Raw genomic sequence first — 26,287 nt, forward strand, 5'->3', positions numbered from 1 at the left:
CTTCACAGCGGCATCCGGCGCGTCGACTCGTCCTCGTCCTCCGCTTCCAGCGGGATCGGGCCCGACTCGACGGCCGGTTCGCCGGCGGCCTCGCCGGCCTCGCCGGCCGGCGCCTGGGCGGCTTCGTTCAAGGCCGGCTCGCCCACCCACAGCGCGATCGCGCTGAAGTTGTCCTGGTCCGGCAGGCCGCGCTCCTCGATGGCGGCGCGCATCGCGGCCAGCCAGTCGTCGGGCGAGGCGGAATGCTTCAGCGTGGCATCGATCAGCGCGTCGCCCGCGCTGCCCCACCAGCCGTCGCTGCACAGCAGGAAGACATCGCCCTCCTGCAGCGGCTGCGGCGAGGTCGTGTGCGGATGCAGGTCGTCCTCGATGCCCAGCGCGGCCACCAGGTGGTTCTTGTGCGGATGGTCCTCGGCCTGCTCGGGCGTCAGCAGGCCGGCCTCGATCAGCATCTGCACGACGCTGTCGTCCTGCGTGATGGTGTCGATGCGGCCGCCGCGGATGCGGTACAGGCGCGAGTCGCCCACATGCGTCCACAGCGCGAAGCCGCGCTGCGCGTCGACGCACAGCGCCACCACGGTGGTGTGCATGCGGTCGCGGCCGGTGCCTTCCACGCCGCGACGCACGTCGTCGTGCGCGTCCAGCACCGCGCCGGTGAGCAGTTCGGGGCGCCACGGCAGCGTGGCGTCGCCCAGGCTGGTCTGCATGCGATGCACGGCGCGGCGCGCCGCCTCCGCGCCATTGCGGTGGCCGCCGGCCCCGTCGGCCAGCACGGCATACCAGCCGGGGCCGTTCTCATGGGCCACGACGGCATCCTCGTTGTTGGCGCGCGCGCCTTGTTCGCTGCAGGCGGCGACCCGGATCTTGAGCATGGTGATAACGACGTGTAGGACGGATGGCGGGGCTCAAGCCTCGCTCTGTTGTGGTTGCGGGGACGGCGACGGACCCGGCCCGTTCTGGCTCAGGCGTTCGAGCTGGTCCTCGTAGGCCTCCAGGAAGGCCTTGCCGAAGAGGGTGTGGAAGTCCTCCTGCGCCTCGTCGCGGATGGACTCGAAATGCTGCAGGTAGAGCTCCCAGAGCTTGGCCTTGCGGTTCATCGCCAGCACGCTGTCGAGCACCGAGCGGCTGGTCAGCTTGGCCTCCAGCGCCGAGGGCTGGAAGCGCGTCAGCACGCCCTCCAGCGCGGCGCGGGTGCCGGCCATCGTGCCGATGGTGTGGCCCACCAGGTCGCGCATCGCGTCCTGCATCGCCGCGGGACCGGGCAGGAAGCCGCGCACCGGCGGCTGCAGCAGCTGCTCCAGCGCGGACTGCGGATCGGGCGAGAACTTGAGCGGGTTGTTGTCGCGCGAGCGGATCACGGTGACCTGCGCGCGCAGCTCGTGCTTGGTGGCGGCGCGCACGGCCATCATGCGCAGCGCGCCGTCGACGCAGGAATTCAGCAACTGGCCGATGACGCGCATCAGGTCCGGGTTCAGGCCTTGCGGCGGCGCGGCCATGCGCACGCCGGCGCCTTCGCAGAAGGCGTTCCACAGGGCGGCGGTGTCGGCGCCCGGGCCGGAGGCGGCCGGCATCGCGGGAGCGGGCGCAGGCGCTCGCGCCGCGGCGGGCGGCATGACGGGCGGCGGCGCCACGGGAGGCATCACCGGGGGCATCACCGGCGGCATGGCCGGGGCCGCCATCACTGGGGCCGCCATCACCGGGGCCGCCACGGGCGGGACCGGCGCGAACGGTGCGGGAGGGGGCGCCAAAGGCGGCGCCGGGACGCGCACTTCCGGCGGACGGAACGCCGAATTCAACGCGGGCGTGTGATCCGGCAGCGCGGGCGTCTGGGGTTCGGAGTGGGTGGCCGGGGCCGCGGCGCCGAAGAGCGCCAGCGGATCGGACGACAGGCCGTCGCGCGCGCCGGATTCGGCGGTCGCGCCGGCGCCGGCCATGAAACCGGCCAGCGGATCGGACGCGCCGGGCTTCAGGCCGAAGAGGTCGTCGAGCGAGCGGTTGCCGTCGCCCGGCACCAGGTCGGAGAAGGCGCCGCCAAAGCCCAGGTCACCGAGGTCGCCGAGCCCGTTGGCCGGCGGCGGCGGCGCGGCGTGCGGCGGCGCGCCCGGCAGGTCGAGCCCGCCGAACGGGTCGAAGGCGGCGGCCTTGGACCCGGCGGCCGGGGCCGGTGGCGCCGGGGGCGGCGCGAATGGATCGAAGTCGTCGGGCAGCAGCACCGGGCCGGACGGCGCGGGCGCCGGGGCCTGCACCGGCGGCGCGGCGAACGGTGACAGCGGCGCCGGCGCGGCGGGCGTCGCGCTGAAGACGTCGGCCGACGGCGGCAGGCCGCCGAGCAGGTCGGCGAACGGGTTGGAGTTCGACAGCGCGGCCGGCGCCGGCGCCGCGAACGGCGGCGGCGTGTGGACCGGCACCGGAGCCGGACCTTGCGTGATGGGGCGCGCCAGGTCCGGCGCGCGGCGGATCACGGTGGCGCCGCTGTCGTCGATGAGGTCGCTCTGCACCTCCAGCAGATAGCCGCCGATGCGGATCTGGTCCTGATGGCGCAATGGCACGGCCTGGCCCTGGGCCACGGCCTGGCCGGAGACGGTGATCGGGTTGGCGCTGCCGACGTTGCAGATCACGAAGCTGCCGGCTTCGGCGCGGATCTCGGCCTGCTGGCGGGAGATGTGGCGTTCCGGGTCGGGCAGCGCCATCGTGTTGTGGTCGGCGCGGCCGATGGTCCCCCCGGTGGCGTCGAAGCGCGCGGTGATGGGCTGCGTCAGGGGCAGGTCGTTGAGCGACACCGCGCGCAGGGTGAGGGTCATGGGGGCTGCCTTTGGGACCACGGGAAACTGACAGGGATGTTTCCGTGTCAGAGCGCACGCTTCAATGAACGAAAGTCACCTGCAGGGGGCTTATCGCTGTTTCATACTCCACCCCGCTCGAATCCCGACGTGATGCCGATGTCGACCTTCTTCCGTCCCGATGCCCCGAACTCCCTGACCCCGGCCGCCCTGGCGGCGCGGGGTCGCGGCCTGACCGCCGGCTCCGCGCTGCTGCTCAGCGCGCTGCTGCTGGCCGGCTGCCAGACGCCGGCCCCGCCGCCCCCGCCTCCCGCCGAACCGGCGGTGACCGCGCCGCCGCCCGCCCCGCCGCCCGAGCCCGTGCCGCCGACGCCGGCCGAGCAGGCGCTGGCGCAGAAGACGGCGATGCAGTCGATCGAACTGCTCGAGACCGGCCAGGAGGAACAGGCCCGCGCCGAGCTGCACCGCGCGCTGCAGCTGGATCCGAACAACAAGCTCGCCGTGAGCCTGATGAAGCAGATCACCGCCGATCCGGTGGCGCTGCTGGGCCGCGAGTCCTTCGCCTACACGGTGCAGTCCAGCGACACGCTGTCGCGGATCGCGGGCCGCTTCATGGGCGACATCTACTCGTTCTACATCCTGGCCCGCTACAACGACATCCGCGTGCCGCGCCAGGTGTCGGGCGGCCAGGTGCTGCGCATCCCCGGCAAGCCGCCGGCGGGTCCGCTGTATCCGCGCCCCGGCAAGTCGGAACCCAAGGTGTCGCCGGCCGCTGCGGCCGCGGCCGCGGCAGCCGCTGCCCAGGCGCCGGCCGCCGCTCCCGCCGCGCCGCCGGCCCCGCCGCCCGCGCCCGAGATCCCGGCCGGCGAGAAGGCGATGCGCGCTGGCGAAGCGCATGAGCGCGGTGGCCGTCTGGACAAGGCGCTGGAGGAATACCGCCGCGCCGAGGCCGCCGACCAGCCGGGCGCTTCGGCCAAGGTCGAGGCCGTGCGCAAGAAGCAGATCGCCCGCGCGACGCTGGCGGCCCGCACCGCCTTCGCCAAGCAGGACCTGGCCGGTGCGATCAAGGGCTGGGACACCGTGCTGCAGCTCGATCCGGAGAACGAGCTGGCCAAGCTGGAGCGCCAGAAGGCCGTCACGCTGAAGGCCAAGGCCGATCAGCTGAAGTGATCCCGGTGCCGCTCGCAAGCGGCGATGGACGACGAAAGAGGCGCCGCGTGCGCCTCTTTCTCATGGCGCCGGTGCGCGCCGCGTTGATGCACGGTGATGGATGACGCCATCGGTTGGATTTCCGTGCGAGCAACGCGCGCACGCGCACCAACGTGCGCCGGGCAACAAATCTGACGTTACGATCCGCAGCCTCTTTACGTTGCAGCAACATGGATAGCCGCTCTCCGCGCAACTTCGCCATCGACTGCCTGCGCGGCGTCGCGATCCTGCTGGTGGTGATCCACCATCTGGCCCTGCCCTTCCGTCTGCCGTTGGCGCCCAGCCTGATCGGCGAGTGGATGCCCAAGCGCCTGATCGACGCGATCAGCTTCAACGGCTACGAAGCGGTGTTCATGTTCTTCGTGATCTCCGGCTTCCTGATCGCGACGCGCATCCTCGAGCGCGACGGCGATCTGCGCCGCGTCGAGCTGCGGCCGTTCTACCTGGCGCGCGCGCGGCGCATCCTGCCGCTGCTGTTCATCGTGCTGGCGGTGCTGACGCTGCTGGCGCTGCTCGGCGTCGAGGGCTTCACGCCCTCCGGCGAGCAGAGCGTGCCGGGGCTGCTCGGCTCGGCGCTGAGCTTCACCTTCAACTGGTATGAGGGCCGCACCGGCTGGGCGCCGGCGGCCTGGGACGTGCTGTGGTCGCTGTCGATCGAGGAAGTCTTCTATGTCGGCTTCCCGCTGATGTGCATGGTGTTCCCGCGGCCGCTGCTGGTGGTCTCGCTCGCGGCGCTGGCGGTGAGCCTGGTGCCGCTGCGTGCGCTGGTCCCGGTCGGCAACGACGTCTGGTGGGAGAAGGCCTACCTGCCCGGCATGGCCGCGATCGCATGGGGCGTGCTGGCCGCCCTGGCCGCGCGGCACTGGCGCCCGGGGCCGCGCGAGGCGCGCGCGCTCGCGCTGTTCGGCGCCTTCTGCGTGCTGCTGGTGATGGGCTGGGGCGACCTGGTGCATCGCCATCTGCTGAAGTCCGGCATGTACGGCCTGTGCCTGGGCACCGCGCTGATGCTGATCGCGTTCCGCGCCCAGCCGGCGGCGCCGCGGCGCGGGCTACGGGGGCTCGCGCGCATGGGCCGGCTGAGCTACGAGCTCTATCTGTCCCACATGTTCGTCGTGCTCGGCACCGTCGCGCTGTATCGCGGCGTGCTGGGCTCGTCGCAGGCCTGGACCTTCGCCGTCTACCTGCCGGCCGTGGCGCTGTGCGTGCTGCTGGCCCTGATCCTCGAACGCCTGGTCGCCGGAGTGCCGATCGGCGCGGCGCCGGCGAAGGGCAAGGCCGCGCCCGCCGTTTCCGAGGCGAGGGAAATCGGCGCCGCGGACCGGGCGTAGCCGGCCGGGTGAGAACGCGGATTGCTCCTGTCCCTCGCGTGTCCTCGACGGACCCGGCGTTCTTCCTTTCTCCACCACCGATCACAAGGAGTTCTCATGGAAGCCCAGCAACTGCATCGCGGCCGCCTCATCGATCACCTGCAATTGGTGGTCCGCGACCTGCCCGCGAGCCGCAAGTTCTACGGCGCGATCCTGCCGCTGCTCGGCGTGCCGATCGGCGGCGAGGGTCCCGACTACTTCTGGGCGGATGAGCTGTTCGTCTCGACCGCCGACAGCAAGGCCGCGCAAGGCCATCTCACCGGCCGGCACCACCTGGCCTTCCAGGCCAAGGACCGGGCGGCGGTGGACGCCTTCCACAAGCTCGCGCTGCAGAGCGGCGGCCGCGACAACGGCGGGCCCGGCGAGCGGCCGTATCACCCGGGCTACTACGCCGCCTTCGTGCTGGACCCGGACGGCAACAACATCGAGGCCGTCTTCCACGGCGAAGCGCAGCGCAGCGCGCCGTCGGTCACAGTGACCTTCTGACGGACGGGCCTTGGGGCGGCGAAGAGAATGACCGCTTCGCCGACTTCCACAGGACCTTTCGACATGACACAACGCGTAGCCCTGATCACCGCCGGCGGGAGCGGCATGGGTGCCGCCGCGGCACGGCGCCTGGCGGCGGATGGCTTCCAGGTGGGCGTGCTGTCCGCCTCCGGCAAGGGCGAAGCGCTCGCCGGGGAGCTCGGCGGCGTCGGCGTCACCGGCTCGAACCAGTCGGCCGAGTCGCTCCAGCAGCTCGTCGACCTCGCGATGGCGCGCTGGGGCCGCGTCGACGTGCTGGTCAACAGCGCCGGCCATGGGCCGCGCGCGCCGCTCCTCGAGATCACCGACGAGGACTGGCATCGCGGCATGGACACCTACCTGATGAACGTGATCCGCCCGACGCGGCTGGTCGCGCCGATCATGAAGGCGCAGCGCGGCGGCGCGATCATCAACATCTCGACCGCCTGGGTCTTCGAGCCCAGCGAACTGTTTCCGACCTCGGCGGTCTTCCGCGCCGGCCTGGCGGCCTTCACGAAGATCTTCAGCGACACGCATGCCGCCTTCAACGTCCGCATGAACAACGTGCTGCCCGGCTGGATCGACAGCCTGCCCGCGACCGAGGCGCGCCGTGAGTCGGTACCGATGCAGCGCTATGGCACCAGCGAGGAGATCGCCGCGACGATCGCCTTCCTCGCCTCGGAAGGCGCGGGCTACATCACCGGACAGAGCCTGCGCGTCGACGGCGGGCTGACCCGCTCGGTCTGAGCGCCGGCGGGCAGGCTCAGCGCCGCTCGGCCTTGTTGCTCGAGGTCGAGCCGGAGCCCGGCGCCTTGGCGGCCGACTCGTCGATGAGCTGGCGCATCAGCGCCGTCGCGCGCGCGTTCTTCGGATCCACGCGCAGGCATTTCTGCAGCAGCATCACCGCGCCGGACTTGTCGATCGCCGCGACCTTCTCGGCCTTGCGGACGTAGAGGTCGGCCAGCAGGCGCTTGGCCGACGGATCGTTGCGATCCTGCGGCGCGCGCCGCTCCAGCAGCCGGATCGGCTCGTCGAGCTCGCCCTGCGCGGCCAGCATCGCGATGTGCTCGAGCTCGTTGCGGTCCTGGCCCGGCGGCGTGGCCGCGGCCTGGACCGTGTCCTTCCCGTTGCCGGCGTCCTTCGCGTCCTTGCCGTCCTTCGATGCCGCCGCCTGCGCCTTGCCCTTGGGGGCCGGCTTGGCGGCCGCCACCGGCGGCGGCGGCGCGCCCTTGCGCAGCGTCAGGCGCGCGGGCTTGCCCAGGTAGCTCTTCTGGTTGCGTTCCTTCTCGATCGCGCGCAGCGCGTCGGCGGCCTCCGCGTTGTCCGGCTGCAGCGCCAGCGCGCCCAGGAACTGCGTGCTCGCGCCATCCAGGTCGCCACGCTTCTGAGCCGCCCTGGCCTTCTCCAGGCGCTCGGCGACGCCGCTGTCGATCAGCTGCCGCGTCGCGGCCAGGCTGTCGCGATAGCCGGCGTTGTCGGGGCGCAGGACCGTCAGCGCCTCCCAGGTCCAGGCGGCGTCGGCGAGCTGGCCTTCCTTCACCTGTTCCTGCGCGCGCTGGACCTGCGCCAGCTCGAAGCCCGAAGGCGCGCCGCCCGTCGCATCGGGGCCGCGCAGCACGCCGCCCGTGCCGCCGGTACAGGCCGCCAGCGCCAGCGCCGCCAGCGCGGCCAGGAGTGCGCCGGCCCTCATGGCGTCTGCCCCATGCGCCGGCTGGTCTGCAGCCGCGCCTTGAAGGCCTCGAGATCGTGGTCGCCGAAGATCATCGTGCGGCGCAGCATGAAGGGCTGCGCGAAGAAGGCGTTGCCGCCCGGGTTGACGGTCACCGCGAGCGTGTACTTCTGGCGCGTCAGCGCGTCCAGCACCTGCTCGTTGGCGTCCCCGAAGGGATAGGCGTAATGGCGCACCTGGCCGGCGGTGTTGAGCTTCTGCTCGATCAGGTCGCGCGGGCCCGCGGTCTCGGTGTCGAGGTTGCGCTTGTAGCGCTCCTCGTTCTCGCCGGCGGTGCGCTCGATCAGGTTGCGGTGGGACTTGGAATGGGACTGGATGTCCATCAGGCCCGAGGCCTGCATCTCGGCGAGCTGCGACCAGTTCACCGCGTCGCCGCCCGCGCCGACGAAATCGGTGTAGACGAACATCGTCGCCGGCAGGCCCAGCTTGCGCAGCACCGGGAAGGCGAACTTGTAGACGGACTCGTAGCCATCGTCGAAGGTGACCACCACCGACTTGGGCGGCAGCGGCTCCTTGCCTTCCAGGTAGCCGCTGATCTGCGACAGCTTGATCACGCGGTAGTCGTTCTTCGCGAGCCACTCCATCTGCGCCGCGAAGTTGGCCGGGGAGACCGCCATCTTCCCGCCGGTCGTGCCCAGGCGGTGGTAGCAGAGGATGGGCACCGTCTGGTAGCTGCCGGCGTGCACGCCCAGCGGATTCATCGGCTTGAGCGGGACGATCAGCGGCTGGCCCGGATCGGCTTTCGTGGTGCCGGCGTTGGCTTCGCTGATCTGCCAGTCGCGGTCCTCGCTGCCCAGCAGCCGGCCGGCGATGCCGCGCAGCGAGTCGCCGGCCACCGGGACGTAGATCAGCAGGCGGTCGCTGCGGGCAATGATCTCGCCGGTCGCGGAGGGTTTCGCGGGCGCGGCCACTGGCGGCTCGTTCAGCGGCGGCGTGGCGGTCGGCGTCGTGACGCAGCCGGTCAGCGCGAGCACCGCAAGGGCGGCGGCCAGCAACGGCCGCTGGCCCGCGAGGGGAAGGCCAAGCATCGGTGGAAGTCCTTTCACGGGCATCAGGCCGCCCCTGGGCCGGCGGGCGGCTCCGCGGGCGCGGGCTGCGTCTGCTCGCCGGACGGCGCCGCCTGTGGCGGCACGGGCGCGGCGGGCACCGCCGCCGGCGGCGTGAGCGCCGCGCGGGCGCCCGAGCGCCGGCCGATCGTCGTCGGCGCCTCGGCCTTCGCGGCCGACGCGGCCAGCGCCTGCCGGTCCTGCAGCGCCTGCGCCATGCGGTCGAACGCGGCGTAGAGCAGACCGAATTCATCCTTGCGCTGCTCGCGGATCCGGAAGTCGACGCGTCCGCGGCCCACCTCCTCCAGCGCCTCCACGACCAGCTTGATCGGCCGGGAGAACCAGTTGGCGACGAAGAACATCGCGATCCCGACCGCCAGCACGGTGGTCACCGCGAGCACCCCCATCAGCGTGCGCGACAGCCGCGCCACGCTCTCCAGCGGCAGCTCCGGCAGCCCCAGCGCCACGCGCCCCACGGTCTTGTCCTGGAAGGTGATCGGCGAGTCGAAGCCGAGGACCGCCGCGCCATTGGCCGCGTGGTACCGCGTGCGCTTGACCCCGCCCTGCTCGCCCAGCGTCTCGCCCGCGGGCGGCTGGTAGGGCTTGCCGACGGTGTCGGGCAGGCTGGACGCGGCCACCACGCCGGCGCGGTCGATCACGGTGACGCTCTCGAAGTCGCGCGTCTTCATGATCTCCTGCAGCGACACGTCCACCGAGACCCAGTCCTCGCCCAGCGCCGAGGTCGCGTTCTGCGCCGCGATGAAGCGCGACAGCGCCGTGCCGTAGTCGGCCACCTGCTGCATCAGCGCGGCGTTCTGGCGCTGGCTGATGATGGAGCCGCTGACCGCCATCACGATGGCGACGATGCCGGCCATCATCGCGGCCCACTTCACGCGCAGCGGGATCAGCTTGGAGCGGCCCTTGTTGCGGGCTTCCTCGTCGATGTCGTGCAAGACCTTGACCAGCGCGTCGGCGAGCTCGGCGCCGGTCTGGAAGCGGTTGTCCGGCGCCTTGGCCAGGCAGCGGTCGACCACGCGGCGCAGCGACGCGGGAATCTCTGGCCGCAGCTTGTTCAGCGGCGTCGGATCGTCCTTGGCGATCTTGAGCGCCAGGTTCACCACGCTGTCGCCGGTGAAGGGGCGCACGCCGGTGAGCATCTGGTACAGCACGATGCCGACCGAGAACAGGTCCGAGCGGCCGTCGATCTTCTGCCCGTTCATCTGCTCGGGGGCCATGTACTGCGGCGTGCCGAGCACGTCGCCGGCGCGGGTGCGCTGCTCGCCCTTGGTCGACTCCATGTGGGCGATGCCGAAGTCCATCACCTTGATGTCGAGCGTGCCGCGCACGCGGGCGATGTTGCCCGGCTTGATGTCGCGGTGGACGATGCCGCGCTTGTGCGCGTAGTCCAGCGCGCGGGCGAGCTGGACGGCCATCACGACGGTGTCGCGGATGGGCAGCGGCTGGCCGGGCTCGAGCAGGTCGGCCAGCGGCTCGCCGTCGAGCAGTTCCATGGCCATGTAGGGGCGGCCGTCGACCTCGCCCACGTCGTGCACGGTGACGATGTTGGGATGCGACAGGCCGCCGGAGGCGCGCGCCTCGCGCAGGAAGCGGGCGCGGTATTCCTCGTCCTCGCACAGCGAGGCGTGCAGGAACTTGATGGCGACGTCGCGGCCGATGCCGGGATCGTGCGCCTTGAAGACGCTGGCCATGCCGCCGCGGCCGATGCGGTCGAGCACCTGGAAGCGGCCGACCTGACGCACCGGCGCGTCGGCGCTGGCCTTCGCGGCGGCCAGCGCGCCGCCGGGCAGCGTGCCGGTGGAGGGACGGCCCACCGGCGTGGGCTCGGGCGGCAGGGCCCGCATCGCCGCCACGGCGGCGACGGCGTCGGGATCGAGCACGGTCTCGGCGAATTCGGAGGCGTGGAACCCGGAGTCGCCCGCGTCGGCGGCGGGTGCGGCGACAGGAGCGGCAACGGGGGCCGTCACGGGCGGAGCGGTGGGAGCCGGCGCGGCCACCTGCGCGGCCACCTCGGCGGCCGGCGGCGCCACGGGCGGCTTCGCCGCCGGCGGCATCACGGCGGGGGCGATGACGGTCTCGTTGCCGGTTGGTGAGAACTCGGCAGCGGGCGTGGCGGCGGGCGCCGGCGCGGCGGGCTCGGCCGGCGGGGCCGCGGTGTCCGGGGCGCGCGGCGTCAGCAGCGCGGCGGGCGCGATGACGGTGTGGTCGTTGTCGAGCGGGATGTCGGTGGGCTTGCGGCCGGAGCGCATGGAGAAGGTGTCGGGGAACGAGGGATCGATGAAGCTCACCTCGCGCTCGTGCTGGACGGTCTCGGGACCGTCGTCGTGCGGGGGGTCGGTGGCGGGGGGCGCGGCCTGGGATGTCGCAGCAGGCGGCGCGGAGCGGTTGGCGGCGGTGTCCGGCGGCATGTGGTCCAGCGGCGCGGCGCCGGAGGACGCGGGCACGATGCGTGTCGCGTCGGGGTCGAACCCGGAATCGCCGGCCTCGGCCGGCGCGTTGCCCGGCTTGGCCGGACGGGAATTGCCTTCAGGTCGTGACATCGAACGCCTCGCCGCGGCGAGGATCGCCGCCAAGCGCGCATTGTCGTGTCACGCACAGAGGGGGCAATGAACGAAAGTCATCCGGACGCCCGCCACGGCGCAGCGTGGCCCGATCGCCGTCGGATCGAGCCGCGAAGCGCGCCGCCTAGACGTCCAGGTCGACGTTCAACCACGCGTCCGGCTCGAGGAAGCGTCTCATCCAGGCATCGATGACACCGGCGTCCCCGAAGGGTCCGGCAAGCGGCGTATGGGTGTCCGGCAGGCAGCCGGACAGCGCGCGGCCGATGAGGACATAGGGCGTCAGATCCTCTCCGGCGTTCACATCCCCGTAGATCGGCCGGGAGCCCGCGGCGATGGACAGCGTGTCGTCTTCCCGGCGCAGGTGCACCCCCTGGACCTGCGACGCCCGCAGCAGGTCCCCCAGCGCCTCCAGCGAGGTGCCACGCGTCTGGGCGAAGGCGCGGCCGATCACGGTCAGCCAGCCCGGTCCCGGGAGGCCCTCCAGGGCGTCCCACTGCAAGGTGGATAGATCCTGGATCTGGATGCCCCAGAAGCGCCGCGCCCAGACCGCCATGCGCGCATGCGCGGTGGCGCGGCCATGCCGTTCGTGGTCGAACACGAACCCCGCGGTGCCCCACCACACGGGGATGCGGCGCTGCAACCAACGCAGCACCGCCACGAGCGTGGAGGACTCGACATGACGCGGGAACATCACCCGGACGTGGCTGGCTCTCTCCAGGCCCTGCGCGCAGGGCCGGTCCGCCACCTCGATCCGGTACTCGCGTCCGCCGGCGCCGCCGGCCGCCGGGCTGAGCGCCGGCAGTACCGAGGCGAACTCGGCCGCGAGGCCGTCCGGCTTGGGCAAGGGCCCCTTCACAAACACCGTCACGGCGGCGAACACGGCCATGTCCGTGCTCGGAGGATCGATCTCCAGCTCCCCCTCGAGCTCCCGCTCAAGGTCCAGCAACAACGCCCGATCGACCGCGTCGCTCATGCGCCCCTCAGAAGTCCACGCCCCACCAGGCGTCGTCGCCCTTGGTGGGGTCGTACTCGATGAACCCGGGGAACTCGGGCGCGGGCTCGAAGAAGAACATCCGGCCCTCGCCCGCGCTCATGGTCGCCGTCTCGAAGGTGTCCCGGATCATCTTGACCTTGCGCCCCACCAGTTCCGCCACGCCATTGCCTGTCGCGAACAGGATGCGATCGCCCAGCGGCGCCATGTCGATCAGCTCGATCGGATATCGCCCGAACTCGGTCAAGGCCTTCGCGGTGCCCGACAACAGGCGCCCCTCGTCGCCCGATCCGGCGATCAACACCTCGCCGTTGGCGCGGCGCACCAGGCCCGTGAAGGTCTCGTGGCCGTTGGGCTTGCCCGGCGCGGTCAGCCGCGTCCAGGAACTGCCGTCGAAGTGCAGCAGGGTCGAACCGCTGCCCAGCGCGTACACGTCGCCCGGCGCGCCGCCAAAGGCGCGGATCCCGGGTTTGCCCAGATCCACGCCCCGCTGGGCCTGCGTCCAGGCCTGGCCGTCCCAGCGATAGATGTCACCGATGTCCGTCCCGGCGTACACGTCGTCGTCGCCCGTTCCCCACAGCGCCGTGACGTTGGGCGGCAGCCGATCGGACTCCGACGGGGGCAGCGCCGTCACCGACCACTTGGGCGTGCGGCCGACGGCGCGGTATTCGGTGCCATCTGCCGGCGCCTGCCAGGAGACCTTCGCTGTGGTACCGACGTTCCCGTCCGCGCTCGCCACCCAGAGCGCGCCGGACGGAGAGGCCCAGAGCACGCGCAGCGTGTCGTTGCTGGCCAGCACCTGCACTGGGACCTCGCCGTCCTTGCGGGTGTCCTTCATCCTGAACACGTGTCCCGGCGCGTCCGCGTCATCGCCCTCCTCCGGGTCGATGCGCAGGAAATAGACCGCACCGCCGGTCTCCACCGCGTGCAGGATCTCGGGAACCTCGTCGTCCATGTCGCTCATCGGATGTCCTCTTGCTGGAATTCAGTGTTCGTTGCGCTCAGCGGCGGCGTCCGCGGGCAGCGCGGCTCGCGGCCGCCTGGGCGGCCGCCCGCTGGTCCTTGGTCGCCTTCCACGGGTTGCGCAGCGGCGTGGAGGCTTTCACCGGCGGCCGCATCCGCGCGAAGGCGCGAGCCGCGGCCGCGCGGATGCATTTTGCGGCGGCCTTGATCAGTTTGTCGGGATCGACCTTGTCGTTGGTGATCTTGCGCTTGGGCTTGGCGTTCTTGAGCGCGTCCTCGGCACCCTCCTGGTACTTGTCGAGCCACTCGCTCAACGGGGCCTGGCGGCCGCCGGCGAGGTCGTTGGCCTGCGAGAACTTGCGCATCGCGTTGGTCAGCAGCTTGTGTTCCTGCGAAGCCTTCTGGCGGTCACGCACCATCCAGGTCAGGGCCTTGGGGGTCGAGTAGCCCTCCGCGCCCTTGATGCGGGGGCCCTTGCGCCCCTTCTTGTGCAGCGCCGAGGTTGGGATGATGTGCTCCGACTGGTAGTTCGCCTTGCTGCCTTGCATCTTCGAGTGCTCGCCGAACTTGATGGGCGGATCAAAGCTGGCCAGTACCGTGGCGCAACTCATGCGCCCGGTCCCGCCCGCGCCTCCCGCGCGAACGACCCGGGCTTGTACGGATGCTGCGGTTCTCGGCATGCCGGGTCACATCTGGTTGCCCATGCCGGCGCTGCCCGTGTACACCACGGCCTTGCCCTCGACCATGACGTTGGGGCTGCCGTCGATGATGAACGCGCTGGAGCTGGTCTTGTGGCTGACCACCTCCTTCTGGGCGCCGGGCTCGTTGCCGACACAGCTGTGCACCGCCGAATCCACGTGGAAGACCGGCTTGCCGCCCAGCTTGACCTTGCGGGTGTCGTCATCCAATGAGCCCGATCCGCTGGGCGTCACGATCGGATACGGGATGGGGACGGGGCTCGGCGCCGCCGGCGTCAAACAGACGCTGGGGTTCATGTACACGATCTGATGGCCGGTGGATTCGCCGGCGACCTCACGGTGATTGGCGATGACGCTCATCGAGCCTCTCCCTGCGGCGCGCCGTGCGCGCCAGGTGTTTCAAGCAACAGCGCGCCTCGCGCGCCATCCTCGGAGCCGGCGGCCAGCAGGGCGATATCGTCGCCCGCCGTGCCCTGCTCCCATGCGGCCAAGGCCAGCGCCGCCAGCAGCGGCAGCGAGGCCGCTCCCACGTCGCCCAGCTCCTTGAAGGGCATGCGCACATCGGCTGGGGTCCCGAGCACATCGCCGAAGCGCGCGAGCACCTGCTGCAGCTCGCGGGTCGCATGACGCTCATGCGAGGTATCCATCAGCCACAGGCCGCAGCGTTCTCCCGCGGATCGCAGCGGGGCCGTCGCGCCCGTTAGCGCCTGGGAGAAACCTTCCGACAGGCAGATGCCGCCGTGTCCTCCCGGATGGGGCTCGCGGCCCAGCCCCAGCCCCGCGACCCAGGCCTGACCGCGCGCGGCCGCCGTGATCCGGCTGAAGGCCGCCGCCTCGCCCGGGCGCAGGCCATCGACGTTCTCCATCGTCATGAGCCGGTCCTGCCGGACCAGCGGCTCCAGGCTGGGCCAATCCAGCAGACTGTCGACCCCGCCCCAGACCATGTCGCGACGAGACTCGGCCAGTTGCATGGCGCGGGCCATGGCCGTGGCGCCGGCGGCACGGCCAAGGGGAAAGGTCTCGATGTCGGCGCTCGCCCAGCCGGCGGGCAAGGCCGCGGTGAACTTCGCCAGGAAGTCACGCCCGGGCGCGTTCAATTCGAAGGGCCGCGCGGGCTCGGCGAATCTCTCCGGCAGGCACAGCAACAGGATGGGTGGCCGCCGGGTCGCGAGCGCATCGGCTCCGGCGCCGGGCGGCACGCGTCCCAGCACATGCGAGGCCAGCGCGACCATGCGCTCCGTCGCGCCCAGGTCCACGGGCAGGGCCGGGCTGGCGCAAGCCATCACGCGGCGGCCGTCGGCATCGATGAGATCCACCAGGCCGACGCCCGAGATGCCGGCGCGCAGCAGCAGCGAGGTCTCCGACAGGGTCTCGCCCAGACAGGTCGCCGCCTCGGCGTGGGAAAGCCCGACGCGCCAGCCGGCGGGAGACAGGCGCGCACTCATGTCAGCCACTCCTTGACCTCGACGGTGATGGCCGGGAAATGACCGCGCATCTTCCGGGGGCAGCGGAACACGGCCCGCCAGACCATCTCCACCGCGAGCGAATCGGTGTCGACCACCACCGTGTCCAGGTGCGGCGCCCGTTCGACCTTCCCGCCATCGATGCGGGCCTCGATCCGCACGCGCTGGCGGGGCAGGACGAAATCGAGCACCTGCTCATGCATGCCCACGATCCGGATCGCCTCTCCGCCCTGCAACGCGCTGTCGAAGACGAGCCCGGGCGCGGCGCAATGCTCGTGCGCCGCGTCGTAGTCCCCGGGGCGCCCGGGATAGGCGCCGGCCAGCCATGCCCCGTCATAGGTCCCCGTGCGCTGCCGCCGCGGAGAAAAGTGACGCCCGATCGGCGCGCATCCGGCGGGCACGATCCGCCCGCCGGCTCCGGTCACCGGCTCGGAGGGATCCTCGATCTGCGGAGCCGGCAGGCCGACGAGCAGATCGGGGCGGCGCGACACCCCGCTGCCCACGGGGTTCCGGGCTTCCTCCAGCGGACGGCGCGGGTCGCTGAAATCAGCGCCGCCATAGGCGCGCGACCAGGACAGCGGCGTGCGTTCGAGCGCTGAGGCGGGGCCAGGCACCACCGCGCCCAGCCGCCGGATCCAGGTCCGAGGCCCATGGACGCGCAATACCTTGACCCGGTCCGCGACGCGGATGCCGACGTCCATGCTGGACGCGGCATTGCCCGGCGGCGGCACCGCGTGACCGCTGACGACCACATCGGTGCCCGGTTTCTCGAGGCCATAGTCGGCTGGCAGGCGCAGGTCGGCGATCTCGGGCGCCCCCCAGGGCACATCGCCCAGGCGCAACTCCCGCGGCACCGGGATCGGACCCAGCCCACCGCCAGGAAGCACGGCAAGACTGGCCTTGACGATCACCAGACGCGCCTCGGCGCCCTCGCGGTCGAGCACCGGATAAACCTCGGCGACGTGGCCGCTGTGGTTGTAGAGGATCGGTTCGTCCATCAGTGACTCATCGAGGCGGTCGATGCGCTGGCGACCCCATGGCTGCCGCCGCGCCCGACAAGGTCGCGATGCGATCCAGGGCATGGCGTTGCGCGGCCACGAAATCGAAGGGGCTGAAGCGAGGCGCCCGGCCGTGCGTGGCCGCCAGCAACTCCAGATAAAGGTCCTGGCGCAGGGCGCGGTCCCCTGCGGGATCCTGCAGTCCGGCGATGAGCAACGCGATATCGCGGGGATGGGAAGTGCGGTGGTAAAGGGCTTGCGCCGCGCCCATGACATCGGCCCAGCGGGCATCGTCACCGGCGCGATGTTGAACCTGGTGGAGCAGCGCGCTCAAGCCCATGGACGCGCCCGCGCGCAACGCGCTGCCCACCAGGGGATCGAGACCACTGCGCAGCGCCTTCTGAAGGCCGCGCTCCACCCGCGCCGGGTCGTAGCGATGCACCGGCGCCGCTGTCGACGCGGCGACCACCGACGGATGCTCGTCCTGCGCCGCGAGGTCCCAATCCTCCTCGGCGAGTTCCCAACGGAAGGCGAGCACCCGTACAGCCGCGGCCCGCAGCGCAGGCCTTTCATGCCGGAGCCATCCCTTGGCGATCGCCGCCAGGTCGCTGCGCGGACTCAGGCACAGGGCCTCGACCGCGGCGGCACCCTCCTCCGGATGCCGGCTCACCGCCGTCTCGAAGATCCGCCGCAGCTCATTCCGCCATGCATCCTCGGCGATGCAACCCAGAACGAAGAGCGCGCCGAAGACCCGGCCGGGGTCCGGCACATCCGGATCGATCGCCAGCGCGGCCACATGATCGATGGCATCCGTCCCCAGTCCGACGATGGCATTGACCTGCGCCAGCAGGCGCTCCTCGGATCGCTCGGGGGCCATCCAGGGTTCCTCGGGTTCGGGCACGCGGTACTCGCGCAGCAGGCCAGCCAGGTCCAGGCACTCCTCGGCCGCGCGCCGGCGGAAAGCCGCCGTGCCACCCGCGGCGGGACCAGGTCCGGCCACGCCGAACGAAGCCCGCCATCCACCGGTCGCCACGATCCGCAGCGAGGGGGGTGGCGCGCCGAGCAACTCCACGGACAGGCAGGCCGGCAGGCGAGTCATCCACCGGCCATGCGCCTGCGGGCCTTGGATCCGCGACAGGCGCGGCTGCTCCGCCGGTCGTTCGCTCGCACCCATCGATGGCCTCAATTCAACTTGATCATGGGCGCCAGGAGCCGCAGCAGCCGGCGACTGCGCGCGGCGAAGCTGGCGCAGACGATCTCGACCTCCCCGTTCGCGCCCAGGCGGAGGCGGGCCTGGCCGTTGCGCAGCACAATGTCGCCCCGCGCCTCGAGCACCAGGTGCTCGGGCCGATCGGCCAGGGCACTCGCCTCCACGACGGCCTGCGGCCGGGTCGGCTGATGCCCGATGCGCCCCAACACCACGCCGCCACCGGCGCCGTCCTGCCATACCAGCACCGCGTCGCCGCTCGAGCACGCCACGCCCGGTGCGTCGGGTTGCAGCAATTCGCAGCGCAGCGTCGTTCCGCCGGCCAGCGCCACGCGCAGATAACCGTCCTCGTCGATGGCCGTGACCTGGCCGCGGCTCAAGGCCTGCGGTTGACCAATGAGCGGGGCGAGATCGAAGGGGTTGGACATCTCGGCGCCTTCAGCTGTTCTGGTTGATATTGGGTGAGCCCTTCAGGTCCAGGTTGCCGCCGGCCTTGATGCCGATCTTGCCGCTGCCCTGGATCGTGATGGTGGAGCCCTTGAGCGTGATCTCGCCGCTGCTCTTGAGAATGAGCTGGGCGGAGCCGCACTTGAGCACCAGCTCGGAGGCGGCTTCCACGGCGGCCTTCGCCTTGCTGTTGACGCTGTAGTCGCCCCCGGACTGGAAGCTCATCGTCGAACCCGACTGGGCCGCGTAGCTCGCCCCCGCCTTGTGGCTCATCTTGGCGCCGGCCTCGTGGTTCATGTTGGTGCCGGCGGAGACGGCCTTGCTCAAGCCGACCTCTTCCGAACTCAAGCCTCCCACCGCCACCACCTTCGCCGCGCCGACCTCCTGGATCAACGCCGCGCCCACCGCGTGATTCATCGCGGCCCCCACCGTCAGCGCGTACGCCGCGCCGATGGTCTCGGCCTTGAGCAGCGCGACGGTCACCGTCTGCGTGCTGCCGAAGCTCTGCGTGTCCGCCGCTCCCACGGTCAGCGTGCGGGTCGCGCCGATGCGCTCGACCTGGTTGGCGCCCACCGTCAACGTCTCGTTCGCGCCGATGGTCTTGCTGCGGTCCGCGCCTACGCTGATCGTCTGGTTGGTTCCGACGCTGATCGACTGGTTCACCCCGACCGTCTGCGTCTGGTTGTTGCCCACCGTCTCCGCGTCGTCGACGTCGACGGTGTCGGTGCGGTTGTTGTGGATGGTGGAGGTCTGGTCGTGCTCGATCGTCGTGGCCATGTCGTACTGGCCATGGATCGTGATCATTTCCTTGCCGGCGGTGTCGTCCATCGACAGCTCGTTGTAGCCGGCGCCCTTGTGCGTCTTGGACTTGATGCCGCTGATCACGGCGGCGGCCGGCAGCCCGTAGGGCGGCATCTGCTCGGCGTTGTAGACGCGGCCGGTGATGAGGGGCTGGTCGGGATCGCCCTCGACGAAGTCGACGACGACCTCCTGGCCGATGCGCGGGATCGACACGCCGCCCCAGCCCTTGCCGGCCCAGGGCTGCGACACGCGGATCCAGCACGAGCTGGTCTCGTTGCGCTGGCCGCGGCGGTCCCAGTGGAATTGCACCTTCACCCGGCCGTACTTGTCGGTGAAGATCTCCTCGCCCGAGGGGCCGGTGACGATGGCGGTCTGCGGCCCCGGGGCCATCGGCTTGGGCGTGCGGCGCTCGGGCCGGAACTGCTGGTCGGCCGGGATGGCGCCGAAGCGGCAGCGCAGCTCGGAGTCGCCGGAGGCCGACTCGTTGGCCGCCTGGCGCAGCTGGATGGTGGTGCCGGTGATCAGGTACTTGGCGTTCTGGTCGTCGCGCGGATGGCGCTCCAGGGACAGCAGATGGCCGGTGCGCACGCCTTGCGCGTTGGTGTCGCCGTCGTAGCGCGCGCAGGCGGTCTGGATCTCGTCGAGACGATCCTCGGCGTACTGCGTGCCGTCGGCGGTCTGCAGGTAGCCGCCGGGGTAGTCGAAGACCTCGCCGTCGGACAGGTCGTAGCCGCGGGCCCGATCCTGGTGCGTCTCCAGCGAGGCCGACGGGCGCTCGAAGTCGAAGTCGGTGATGACGACCTTGCCGGGCTTGAGGCCTTCCTGCGCGATCCAGGTGTCGATGTACTCGAGCACCGGCGGCGCGTTGCCGCCGCCGGCGTAGAACGGCAGCGACTCGCAGCCCGGCGCGCAGTCGTGGGCCGAGGCCGCATCGGTCAGCACGAGGGTGTGGCCGCCCTCGTCGTGGGTGAAGTACCAGTAGATGCCTTCGTTCTCGAGCAGCCGGGCGATGAAGTTGAAGTCGGTCTCGCGGTACTGGACGCAGTAGGTCCAGGGCCGGTAGGCGCGCATCAGCTTGAATTCGTGGCGGGCGACGGGGTGGTCGTCGAAGACCTGCTTGACGATGTCGGGGACCGTCATCTCCTGGAAGATGCGGCAGTCCGCCGTGCGGGTGAGCAGCCAGAGCCAGGGCCGCAGCGTCATCTGGTAGACGGTGTGCTTGCCCTCGAAGCCGGTCTGCGCGAAGCGGGTGACGTAGCCGCAGAGATGGCGCGGGCCGTCGTCGCGCAGGGCCATCGTCAGCGTGGCGGGCTTGCCGAGCAGCTCGGCGGCGCGGATGTCCTTGCGCTCGCTGAGCAGGGTGAGCGTGGTCTCGCCGAGCTCGCTCAGGGCCTCGCGCGAGGCGCAGGCATGCACGCGCAGCACATCGTCGGCAAGGGCGCACTGGAGGCGGAAAGGAGCGGCCATGAGCGGACCGGGAAGCCGGACCTGAGCGATCGGACCTTCACGGTAGGCCGGTGCGAGGATCGCCGGAAGCGACCAAAGTCATTCGCGCGCGGGCCCCTTGTAAAGGGGTGATGCGGCGGGCCACGGCCTGTCACCGGAGTGGGTGACGCCCGCACGGGAACGGTGCGGCAGGCCGCGTTCGGGCCGTTACATCGCCAGCGGCAGCGCGACGGTGAGGGTCAGGACGGCGCCGTCGTCGGCGTAGTCGGCGGTCAGCTCGCGGCCGTCGAGCTGCCACTGCTCCCACTCGACGACGCCCTCCTCCTCTTCGCCATCGGACGGGGCGCCATAGGCGGCGAGCGCCTGCTCGCGGGTCTGGACGGACGCCTCGGCGAAGGGGGCGTGGCCGGTGTAGGGCTCGACTTCCTCGCTGCCTTCGGGGTAGTAGAAGAGCGCGCTGAGCACATGCGTGCCGGCGCCGAGCGGCTCGCCGAAGTCGACGGCGTGGGTTTCGCGCGGGGTGAACGACATCACAACGCCGGCGTCCTTGAGCAGCACGAAGCCGGCGCGGATCTCCTTGCGGCGCTTCTGCGAGAGCTCGGTGGGGGCCGGGGCGCCCGCGGGCGTCGTGTGCGCGAGCAGCGCGGCGACCAGCGGGGGGTCGAGGTCGGTCAGGCCGAGCAGTTGATGGAGGTGGGACAGCGTCGGGGTCGGTGCGGTGGTCATGGGGTGGGACGATACCTCGGCGGCGGCGTCACATGGCGATGGCGATGACGATGAGCAGGTAGACGCTGATCGCCAGCAGGGCGTGGACGACGAGGATCGCGCTGCGCCAGAGCGCGCCCCAGCGGGTGAGCTGGTAGGCGCCGCGCAGCTGCATGAAGAACATGACGGGCGGGAGCAGCTTGAGCAGCTCGCCCAGGCCCAGGCCCAGGCCCAGGATGGTCAGGCCGAAGGCATCCAGCAGCGAGGCCAGGATCAGCAGCATGGCCATCGCGCACAGCGAGTAGAGGGAGAACACGACGTGGTCGAAGACCTGCACGTCGCGGCGGCGGATGAACATCAGCCACAGCAGGGGCAGCGTCAGCGGGACGAGCAGGATCGCGTACTTGGGCGCGGCGTTCTTGAACTTGTAGAGGGTCAGTTCGCGGTTGTTGGCGGCGTGCAGGATCTTGCGTTCGAGCGCGGGATGCGCGGCCCAGGGCACGTTCTCCATCAGCTCGCGATGCAGTTCCTCGGCGCCGACGGGCCGGATGCCCCGCGTGAGGGCGGGCAGCCAGTGGGCGTCCTTGCGCGGGGCGGTTTGCGGCGCGCTGGCTGCGGGCTGGGGCGTCGCGGCGGTGTCCTGCTCGCGCGGCGCGTCGGAGATGAGCGAGGTCGAGGTCAGGGAGAACGCCAAGAACAGCGCGAACATCATGAACAGGAACAACGGCAGCGGCGCCACGTAGCGGGCGCGGCGGCCGTGCGTGTACTCGCGGATCATCTCGCCGGGGCGCCAGACGAGCTCGACCAGGGTGCGCCAGGCGCGGGTTTCGAAATGGAGGATGCCGTGCAGCAGCTCCTCGACGAGATGGAGCAGCGAGCGGTGCACGTGGGCCGGTTGGCCGCAGGCGTGGCAGAAGGCGCCATGGAGCGCGGCGCCGCAGTTGGCGCAGGCGTGAGGCGAGGCGTCGGTGCCGTGCACCGCCATCGTGGGGCTCGTCGATTCGTTCATGCGCTGACCTCTGGGCCGGCTGGGGCGGGCGCAGTGTAAGACCTCGGGTCGGTCAGTCCTTGTACGGCGTCACGAGGTTGCGCCAGGCCTTGCCGCCGGAAGTGGGAATCGACGGCAGGTCAGTCGGCGTCCTTCGTCCGGCCAAGCAGCGTCAATCGACAGACACGGTCTTCGGCGAGGCTGTAGAGGATGTGCAGATCGAAAGCGCCAAAACGCCACCGATGATGGCCCTGCATCTCATCCATGTTCTGCCGGTCCGGAGCGCGCCCGACCTTGGCAACTACCGTGTCCGGTCCATCATCGAATGTGATGCCGAACAGAAGCGGGCCTTCCCATTGAACGCTCTTGAAATCGAGGTCGCATCGATAACGCGCCCCGGACAAGCACAGCGTTCCTGGGGACGCTTCCTTCGCGCGCTCCTGGAACAGGCACTCGGCTGGCGCGGCATAGAGTTCGAAACCATCAGTCCTGGAGAAATCCATTTCGCCGTAACTGCTGGCTTCAGGGAGCTTTCCGGCGTAGTCGACGGCACTGAACGCTGCCCTGACGGGGTCCGAAGATATCGGCGTCCCCAGCGCAGCCAAGATCCGATCCGGGCCAGGCAGGGTCAGCTGACGCTGTCGTGCCTCGGCGCGCATGGCCTGGGCTTCAGGCGCATACGGCAGCGTCAACGAAACCAGCTTGCATTCGCCCGATGGCGTGAAGCTGACATCCGCTTGCGCGCCATCGACGAGCCACCTCGCCTTCCGGATGACTCCGGCGACGTCGTGGATCCATTCGGGGCGGCCCAGCGCATCGGCCCAGACATCGAACCGAGCATCCATCGTCACATTGCCAGGAGCGGTTCCTCGATAGGCCGCCACGTGGGCGTGGTAGCTCCCGAAAAGGACCACCCGGCTGATGACGATCGGCCCCTCTCCTTTCGCGACCCCGAAGCGGGCCATGTACGAAGGCGCATCGGTGAAAAACAGGTAGATACCCTGTTCGAGATCGAAGAGCGAGAGCCTGCCGTCCACCACGGCCTTCTCGATCGACTCCTCATCGATGAAGGGACGATCCGGCCAAGTGGCGATCAGCCCCTGGAGCCCAGGGTCGAGCCAACCTCTGCCCAGGAGTTCCAGAGGCAAGACGCTCATTTCTTCTGCACCATCGGCACCGACACCGAGATGTTGTCGATCTGGACGCCATCGCTGTAGTTCGTTCGCACCTGGCGACCATCAAACATCCATTGGTCCCACTCGAAGACATCGTCGTCCTCCATCGAGCGTTGAGGCTCGCCGTAGACGCGCAGCGCATCTTCCCGCGTGGCGACTTGTGCTTGACCGAAGGGCGCAATACCTGAATACGCGTCCACGTCCTCAGCGCCTGCGGGATAGAAGAATGCGCCCGCGAAGATATAGGGACCGTCCCCGCGTGGTTCGCCACGCCTCATCTGAAAGGCCGCGCGAGGAACAAAGGTCAGACTCACGCCTTTCGCCTTCAGGTGAACAAAATCACTGCCTTCCGAGCTCAGCTTCTTCGGTGACAACGTGGATACCGATCCACCGTTCGCCTCGATGGCTTCGATGATCTGCGCATCCGTGTTGCTCAGGCCGAGAAGTTGGTGAATGTTTTCGATGTTCATATGGTTCCTTTGCTACTTCTTCTTTCGGGCCGCCTTCATGGTCTGGTCCAGCCACTTTTCCCACTCTTCGTTGGTGATGGCGGAGAACGTCTTGGCCGCCTTCTCGTAGGCGCCACGGCAACCCGGATCAAAATCGTCCACGTGCTTGAGGATGTTATCGGTGTTCTCCTTGGCGGCTTTCTGCAGATTGCCGGCGTCGCGCATGATCCGCTTCTGGCCCTCAACCGTCTGGTTCTGCCTGCCCCCGAAAGTTTCGCTGTGCTTGCGATGCAACTCCTCAGGAATCGCAATCGTGGGGGCGCCTTCGATGATGGCCAGTTTTTCTGCGGCGGTTAGCAGATCGCCCTTGATTTCTTCGGCCTTGACCAGCAGCGCGGCCTTCGACGGCACGTGGTCCCAGTTGAACCCTGCATTGTCGTGACTGTCACGATCCTTGTAAGGCCCCGTCTGACCGCACTTCGGCTTGGGCTTGGGCTTGCCCTTGAAGCCGTCATCGCCTTCGTCCTTGGCCTTCGGCGCTTCATCCGGCTTGGCCTTTGGCTTGGCTTCCCTTCCGGCCAATTCATCGATCTTGGCTTCCGCCTTCTCGATCGCATCGCGGAGCTTGCGCTGCACCCCTTCCGGCAGATGCGGCAGGATCTCGTCCGCGACCTTGCGCACGCCCGCGGCGTAGCGATCGGCGTTCTTTGCGATCTTGCCGGCGACGGCCGCTTCGCCGGCGATCGGCACCACACCGAGCAGGGACAGACCCGCACCCAGCCAGTCGCCGCGCGCCGCGCTGATGAGGCCGTTGAGAACGTCCGCCGGCGCGCCGAGACCAGGGATCAATCCCACCACGTCCAGCAGCATCTGCAGCGCGTCGAGCTTGGAGATCTCCATGGTCTCCACCTTGACCGCCGCGTTCGCGTCCTCCGCCTTCCCTGCGCTGGCGGCCGGCTTCTGCAGGACGCCCGTCGTGTTGTAGCTTCCCATGCGATCAGCCGCCGTTCATCCAGAACTTGTCGCCGTGGCGGACCATCCACTTCTTGCCGGCGCGCACCGTCGAGCTCTTGTCCAGCGGCTCGCACTTCTTGCCCACCGTGCCGCTCTTGATGCCGGTTCCGCTCCCGGGCGTGTCGCCGGCGCTGCTGGGCGTCTTGCTCTGATCGAAGACCACGACCGGATTGCCGTTGATCTTCACGCTCTTGACGACGCCCGTCGCATCGCTCAATTGCGACGTGATCGGATACGGCACCGGCACCATCGAACTGCCCATCGGCGTCTTGCAGACGTCCGGCGGCATGCTGTAGACGACCCAGCCGCTCTCCTTGCGGGCCCCCAGGTTATTGGCCATGAGCCGCCTCCTCCATCTTGAACAGCGGCGCCGACAGCTCGGTCTCGAAGCGCAGCTCGGCCGTCTTCACGTTCATCTCCGCCGACACGCTCGCGCGCCAGACGATTGCCAGCTCCATCGCGTCCGTGTCGACATGCAAGGTGTCGATCGCGCACACGCCGCCGAGCATCAGGCCGCTGGCCGTGTGAAACAGCACCGACACGCGATGGCCCGGCATCGCGATGAAGGCATGCCCGCTCGGGCAGAGCTTGGGATCGATCAGGTTGCCCAGCTCGATGTAGCAGTCCGGCCGCGGGAAAGCGATCTGCTGATCCTCCGGCGCGGCGTTCCAGTACGCCATGTCGAAGTTCTTCGGCAGGTTCGGCCATCGCTCCGCCAGCCACTGATCGTCATAGGATCCCGCGCGCTGGATGCGCGGCGTCCATGCGCGTCCGACCGGGCCGAAGCCCGCCGGCCGGTGCGCATAGGCCCTGGCCTGCTCCAGCATCTGCGGCGGCTGCTGACCTGCCGCCTGTGGCGTGATGTCCGGCCTATCGACCGGACGATCCGGTGACTCGATCTGCGGCGCGGGCCAACTCGACGGCAGCGGGATCCGTGCGTCCCGAGACGCGCGCTCCAGATCGGCGTGCATCCAGCCGCGGCCCAGCGGATTCAGGAAACAGACCTCGTTGAGCAGCAGCTCCGGAGCATCCTCGCGTCGACCGAATTCGGGATGAGGCACGCGGCTGCTGCCGCCATAGGCCAGCTCGTACAACAACGGAACGGCGCTGGCGAGCGCCGTCGTTCTGCGTGTCCATGCGCCCTTGGCGTCGCGCGAGAACTCGGCCGGCGCGCGCAGATGCAGCGCCTTGTCCAGCAGCATCTCGCGGCTACGGTCGCCGTTCGGGCCCGGCGCTCTCAGCCAGCCGTCGATGGCGATGCGCCGCTGTTCCTGCCACGCCACGCGATCGGCGAAGCTGGTATCGGGGTCCGTCAGCGGGGGCACGTAGCCGGCCGAGCGATCCGCCTGGGGATGACGCGAAGGCTGGCTGACGCGCAACCTGGCGAGCCAGCCTTCGCTGGCCTGCCCGCCGGGCGCGTGGCTGGTGCCGGTCACGATCACGTCGCACTTCGGCTTGAACGGCGCGAGGTCACTCTCCGCGCGCACGCTACTCGCGCCGATCTCGCCGACATATTGATCCTCGGTGACCAGCGGCGGCGCACCGTCGTCGATCACCTGCGGCACGAGGCGCATCGGACCGGCGGCGGTCGGTGCCGCGCCTTCCAGCTGCCAGGCCGGCACCAGCCTGTAGACGGTGCGCAGCGCGACGACCTCATGCTCGCGGTCCTGCGTGTCGATGCCGCGATAACCCGCCGCGCCAAAAGGCGTGAGGTTGACCAGTTCCATA

General features: G+C 70.2%; 25 protein-coding genes. 4 read left to right on the forward strand and 21 right to left on the reverse strand.

What is annotated here, in order from left to right:
- Window positions 1–2: 2 nt before the first annotated feature.
- Complete coding sequence (locus ACEN96_RS16450; protein ID WP_495584170.1) at window positions 3–872, reverse strand: PP2C family protein-serine/threonine phosphatase; 870 nt, start codon at window positions 870–872, stop codon at window positions 3–5.
- A gap of 33 nt (window positions 873–905) precedes the next feature.
- Entirely contained in the window at window positions 906–2,801 is a 1,896-nt protein-coding gene (gene tagH, locus ACEN96_RS16455; RefSeq protein WP_495584171.1) for a type VI secretion system-associated FHA domain protein TagH, read from the reverse strand.
- Between the two features lie 132 nt (window positions 2,802–2,933).
- On the opposite strand from tagH, the gene ACEN96_RS16460 reads away from it, so the two are divergent.
- From ACEN96_RS16460 to ACEN96_RS16475, 4 genes are all read left to right on the forward strand, one after another.
- On the forward strand, window positions 2,934–3,950 hold the full coding sequence (locus tag ACEN96_RS16460) for a LysM peptidoglycan-binding domain-containing protein (RefSeq protein ID WP_495584172.1): 1,017 nt from the start codon (window positions 2,934–2,936) through the stop codon (window positions 3,948–3,950).
- A gap of 209 nt (window positions 3,951–4,159) precedes the next feature.
- Window positions 4,160–5,317: an acyltransferase family protein gene (locus tag ACEN96_RS16465; protein WP_495584173.1), complete on the forward strand. Its 1,158-nt coding sequence runs from the start codon at window positions 4,160–4,162 to the stop codon at window positions 5,315–5,317.
- A 96-nt stretch (window positions 5,318–5,413) separates the two neighbouring features.
- Complete coding sequence (locus ACEN96_RS16470) at window positions 5,414–5,842, forward strand: VOC family protein (RefSeq protein ID WP_495584174.1); 429 nt, start codon at window positions 5,414–5,416, stop codon at window positions 5,840–5,842.
- A gap of 63 nt (window positions 5,843–5,905) precedes the next feature.
- Entirely contained in the window at window positions 5,906–6,607 is a 702-nt protein-coding gene (locus ACEN96_RS16475; protein ID WP_495584175.1) for an SDR family oxidoreductase, read from the forward strand.
- A gap of 16 nt (window positions 6,608–6,623) precedes the next feature.
- Here ACEN96_RS16475 and ACEN96_RS16480 read toward each other — a convergent pair whose 3' ends face one another.
- From ACEN96_RS16480 to ACEN96_RS16570, 19 genes are all read right to left on the reverse strand, one after another.
- A complete protein-coding gene (locus tag ACEN96_RS16480; protein ID WP_495584176.1) occupies window positions 6,624–7,550 on the reverse strand; it encodes a tetratricopeptide repeat protein in 927 nt (308 codons plus the stop codon).
- Complete coding sequence (locus ACEN96_RS16485) at window positions 7,547–8,617, reverse strand: polysaccharide deacetylase family protein (RefSeq protein ID WP_495584177.1); 1,071 nt, start codon at window positions 8,615–8,617, stop codon at window positions 7,547–7,549. The genes ACEN96_RS16480 and ACEN96_RS16485 overlap by 4 nt, the downstream gene beginning before the upstream one ends.
- 23 nt (window positions 8,618–8,640) lie before the next feature.
- Window positions 8,641–11,193, reverse strand: a complete 2,553-nt coding sequence (locus ACEN96_RS16490) for a protein kinase domain-containing protein (protein WP_495584178.1) — start codon at window positions 11,191–11,193, stop codon at window positions 8,641–8,643.
- Window positions 11,194–11,338: 145 nt separating this feature from the next.
- The gene (locus ACEN96_RS16495) at window positions 11,339–12,187 is read right to left on the reverse strand and encodes a type VI immunity family protein (protein WP_495584179.1); all 849 of its coding nucleotides are present in this window, start codon (window positions 12,185–12,187) and stop codon (window positions 11,339–11,341) included.
- Between the two features lie 7 nt (window positions 12,188–12,194).
- The gene (locus ACEN96_RS16500) at window positions 12,195–13,169 is read right to left on the reverse strand and encodes a beta propeller repeat protein (RefSeq protein WP_495584180.1); all 975 of its coding nucleotides are present in this window, start codon (window positions 13,167–13,169) and stop codon (window positions 12,195–12,197) included.
- 37 nt (window positions 13,170–13,206) lie between these two features.
- Window positions 13,207–13,779 carry a hypothetical protein gene (locus ACEN96_RS16505; RefSeq protein WP_495584181.1) on the reverse strand — a complete coding sequence of 191 codons (573 nt, stop codon included), beginning with the start codon at window positions 13,777–13,779 and terminating at the stop codon, window positions 13,207–13,209.
- Window positions 13,780–13,854: 75 nt separating this feature from the next.
- Window positions 13,855–14,226 carry a PAAR-like domain-containing protein gene (locus tag ACEN96_RS16510; RefSeq protein WP_495584182.1) on the reverse strand — a complete coding sequence of 124 codons (372 nt, stop codon included), beginning with the start codon at window positions 14,224–14,226 and terminating at the stop codon, window positions 13,855–13,857.
- Window positions 14,223–15,311: a hypothetical protein gene (locus tag ACEN96_RS16515; protein ID WP_495584183.1), complete on the reverse strand. Its 1,089-nt coding sequence runs from the start codon at window positions 15,309–15,311 to the stop codon at window positions 14,223–14,225. The genes ACEN96_RS16510 and ACEN96_RS16515 overlap by 4 nt, the downstream gene beginning before the upstream one ends.
- Complete coding sequence (locus tag ACEN96_RS16520) at window positions 15,308–16,327, reverse strand: DUF2169 family type VI secretion system accessory protein (RefSeq protein WP_495584184.1); 1,020 nt, start codon at window positions 16,325–16,327, stop codon at window positions 15,308–15,310. The genes ACEN96_RS16515 and ACEN96_RS16520 overlap by 4 nt, the downstream gene beginning before the upstream one ends.
- Before the next feature lie 7 nt (window positions 16,328–16,334).
- A complete protein-coding gene (locus ACEN96_RS16525) occupies window positions 16,335–17,426 on the reverse strand; it encodes a hypothetical protein (protein ID WP_495584185.1) in 1,092 nt (363 codons plus the stop codon).
- An 83-nt stretch (window positions 17,427–17,509) separates the two neighbouring features.
- The gene (locus ACEN96_RS16530) at window positions 17,510–17,962 is read right to left on the reverse strand and encodes a hypothetical protein (RefSeq protein ID WP_495584186.1); all 453 of its coding nucleotides are present in this window, start codon (window positions 17,960–17,962) and stop codon (window positions 17,510–17,512) included.
- A gap of 10 nt (window positions 17,963–17,972) precedes the next feature.
- Entirely contained in the window at window positions 17,973–20,249 is a 2,277-nt protein-coding gene (locus tag ACEN96_RS16535) for a type VI secretion system Vgr family protein (protein ID WP_495584187.1), read from the reverse strand.
- Between the two features lie 186 nt (window positions 20,250–20,435).
- Window positions 20,436–20,954 (reverse strand): hypothetical protein, encoded by a 519-nt coding sequence (locus ACEN96_RS16540; RefSeq protein ID WP_495584188.1) that lies wholly within the window; start codon window positions 20,952–20,954, stop codon window positions 20,436–20,438.
- Window positions 20,955–20,982: 28 nt separating this feature from the next.
- Entirely contained in the window at window positions 20,983–21,942 is a 960-nt protein-coding gene (locus ACEN96_RS16545; RefSeq protein WP_495584189.1) for a DUF3667 domain-containing protein, read from the reverse strand.
- 119 nt (window positions 21,943–22,061) lie between these two features.
- A complete protein-coding gene (locus ACEN96_RS16550) occupies window positions 22,062–23,078 on the reverse strand; it encodes a hypothetical protein (protein ID WP_495584190.1) in 1,017 nt (338 codons plus the stop codon).
- Window positions 23,075–23,566, reverse strand: coding sequence for a hypothetical protein (locus ACEN96_RS16555; RefSeq protein WP_495584191.1), 492 nt, complete (start codon window positions 23,564–23,566; stop codon window positions 23,075–23,077). The genes ACEN96_RS16550 and ACEN96_RS16555 overlap by 4 nt, the downstream gene beginning before the upstream one ends.
- 12 nt (window positions 23,567–23,578) lie before the next feature.
- A complete protein-coding gene (locus ACEN96_RS16560) occupies window positions 23,579–24,538 on the reverse strand; it encodes a hypothetical protein (RefSeq protein ID WP_495584192.1) in 960 nt (319 codons plus the stop codon).
- Between the two features lie 4 nt (window positions 24,539–24,542).
- Entirely contained in the window at window positions 24,543–24,899 is a 357-nt protein-coding gene (locus ACEN96_RS16565) for a DUF4150 domain-containing protein (RefSeq protein WP_495584193.1), read from the reverse strand.
- Entirely contained in the window at window positions 24,889–26,286 is a 1,398-nt protein-coding gene (locus tag ACEN96_RS16570; RefSeq protein WP_495584194.1) for a DUF2169 family type VI secretion system accessory protein, read from the reverse strand. Before ACEN96_RS16570 ends, ACEN96_RS16565 begins: the two co-directional genes overlap by 11 nt.
- Window position 26,287 lies beyond the last annotated feature (1 nt).

It is taken from the genome of Roseateles sp. Mitsp63 (assembly GCF_059491535.1).

What these genes read in the sequence shown, in the direction of transcription:
- ACEN96_RS16525 (WP_495584185.1), bottom strand. Translation starts at nt 17,426, where the DNA reads ATGACTCGCCTGCCGGCCTGCCTGTCCGTGGAGTTGCTCGGCGCGCCA.
- ACEN96_RS16500 (WP_495584180.1), bottom strand. Translation starts at nt 13,169, where the DNA reads ATGAGCGACATGGACGACGAGGTTCCCGAGATCCTGCACGCGGTGGAG.
- ACEN96_RS16475 (WP_495584175.1), top strand. Translation starts at nt 5,906, where the DNA reads ATGACACAACGCGTAGCCCTGATCACCGCCGGCGGGAGCGGCATGGGT.
- ACEN96_RS16470 (WP_495584174.1), top strand. Translation starts at nt 5,414, where the DNA reads ATGGAAGCCCAGCAACTGCATCGCGGCCGCCTCATCGATCACCTGCAA.
- ACEN96_RS16535 (WP_495584187.1), bottom strand. Translation starts at nt 20,249, where the DNA reads ATGGCCGCTCCTTTCCGCCTCCAGTGCGCCCTTGCCGACGATGTGCTG.
- ACEN96_RS16555 (WP_495584191.1), bottom strand. Translation starts at nt 23,566, where the DNA reads ATGAACATCGAAAACATTCACCAACTTCTCGGCCTGAGCAACACGGAT.
- ACEN96_RS16485 (WP_495584177.1), bottom strand. Translation starts at nt 8,617, where the DNA reads ATGCTTGGCCTTCCCCTCGCGGGCCAGCGGCCGTTGCTGGCCGCCGCC.
- ACEN96_RS16560 (WP_495584192.1), bottom strand. Translation starts at nt 24,538, where the DNA reads ATGGGAAGCTACAACACGACGGGCGTCCTGCAGAAGCCGGCCGCCAGC.
- ACEN96_RS16530 (WP_495584186.1), bottom strand. Translation starts at nt 17,962, where the DNA reads ATGTCCAACCCCTTCGATCTCGCCCCGCTCATTGGTCAACCGCAGGCC.
- ACEN96_RS16480 (WP_495584176.1), bottom strand. Translation starts at nt 7,550, where the DNA reads ATGAGGGCCGGCGCACTCCTGGCCGCGCTGGCGGCGCTGGCGCTGGCG.
- ACEN96_RS16570 (WP_495584194.1), bottom strand. Translation starts at nt 26,286, where the DNA reads ATGGAACTGGTCAACCTCACGCCTTTTGGCGCGGCGGGTTATCGCGGC.
- ACEN96_RS16460 (WP_495584172.1), top strand. Translation starts at nt 2,934, where the DNA reads ATGCCGATGTCGACCTTCTTCCGTCCCGATGCCCCGAACTCCCTGACC.
- ACEN96_RS16450 (WP_495584170.1), bottom strand. Translation starts at nt 872, where the DNA reads ATGCTCAAGATCCGGGTCGCCGCCTGCAGCGAACAAGGCGCGCGCGCC.
- ACEN96_RS16510 (WP_495584182.1), bottom strand. Translation starts at nt 14,226, where the DNA reads ATGAGCGTCATCGCCAATCACCGTGAGGTCGCCGGCGAATCCACCGGC.
- ACEN96_RS16490 (WP_495584178.1), bottom strand. Translation starts at nt 11,193, where the DNA reads ATGTCACGACCTGAAGGCAATTCCCGTCCGGCCAAGCCGGGCAACGCG.
- ACEN96_RS16540 (WP_495584188.1), bottom strand. Translation starts at nt 20,954, where the DNA reads ATGACCACCGCACCGACCCCGACGCTGTCCCACCTCCATCAACTGCTC.
- ACEN96_RS16520 (WP_495584184.1), bottom strand. Translation starts at nt 16,327, where the DNA reads ATGGACGAACCGATCCTCTACAACCACAGCGGCCACGTCGCCGAGGTT.
- tagH (WP_495584171.1), bottom strand. Translation starts at nt 2,801, where the DNA reads ATGACCCTCACCCTGCGCGCGGTGTCGCTCAACGACCTGCCCCTGACG.
- ACEN96_RS16545 (WP_495584189.1), bottom strand. Translation starts at nt 21,942, where the DNA reads ATGAACGAATCGACGAGCCCCACGATGGCGGTGCACGGCACCGACGCC.
- ACEN96_RS16550 (WP_495584190.1), bottom strand. Translation starts at nt 23,078, where the DNA reads ATGAGCGTCTTGCCTCTGGAACTCCTGGGCAGAGGTTGGCTCGACCCT.
- ACEN96_RS16515 (WP_495584183.1), bottom strand. Translation starts at nt 15,311, where the DNA reads ATGAGTGCGCGCCTGTCTCCCGCCGGCTGGCGCGTCGGGCTTTCCCAC.
- ACEN96_RS16505 (WP_495584181.1), bottom strand. Translation starts at nt 13,779, where the DNA reads ATGAGTTGCGCCACGGTACTGGCCAGCTTTGATCCGCCCATCAAGTTC.
- ACEN96_RS16495 (WP_495584179.1), bottom strand. Translation starts at nt 12,187, where the DNA reads ATGAGCGACGCGGTCGATCGGGCGTTGTTGCTGGACCTTGAGCGGGAG.
- ACEN96_RS16565 (WP_495584193.1), bottom strand. Translation starts at nt 24,899, where the DNA reads ATGGCCAATAACCTGGGGGCCCGCAAGGAGAGCGGCTGGGTCGTCTAC.
- ACEN96_RS16465 (WP_495584173.1), top strand. Translation starts at nt 4,160, where the DNA reads ATGGATAGCCGCTCTCCGCGCAACTTCGCCATCGACTGCCTGCGCGGC.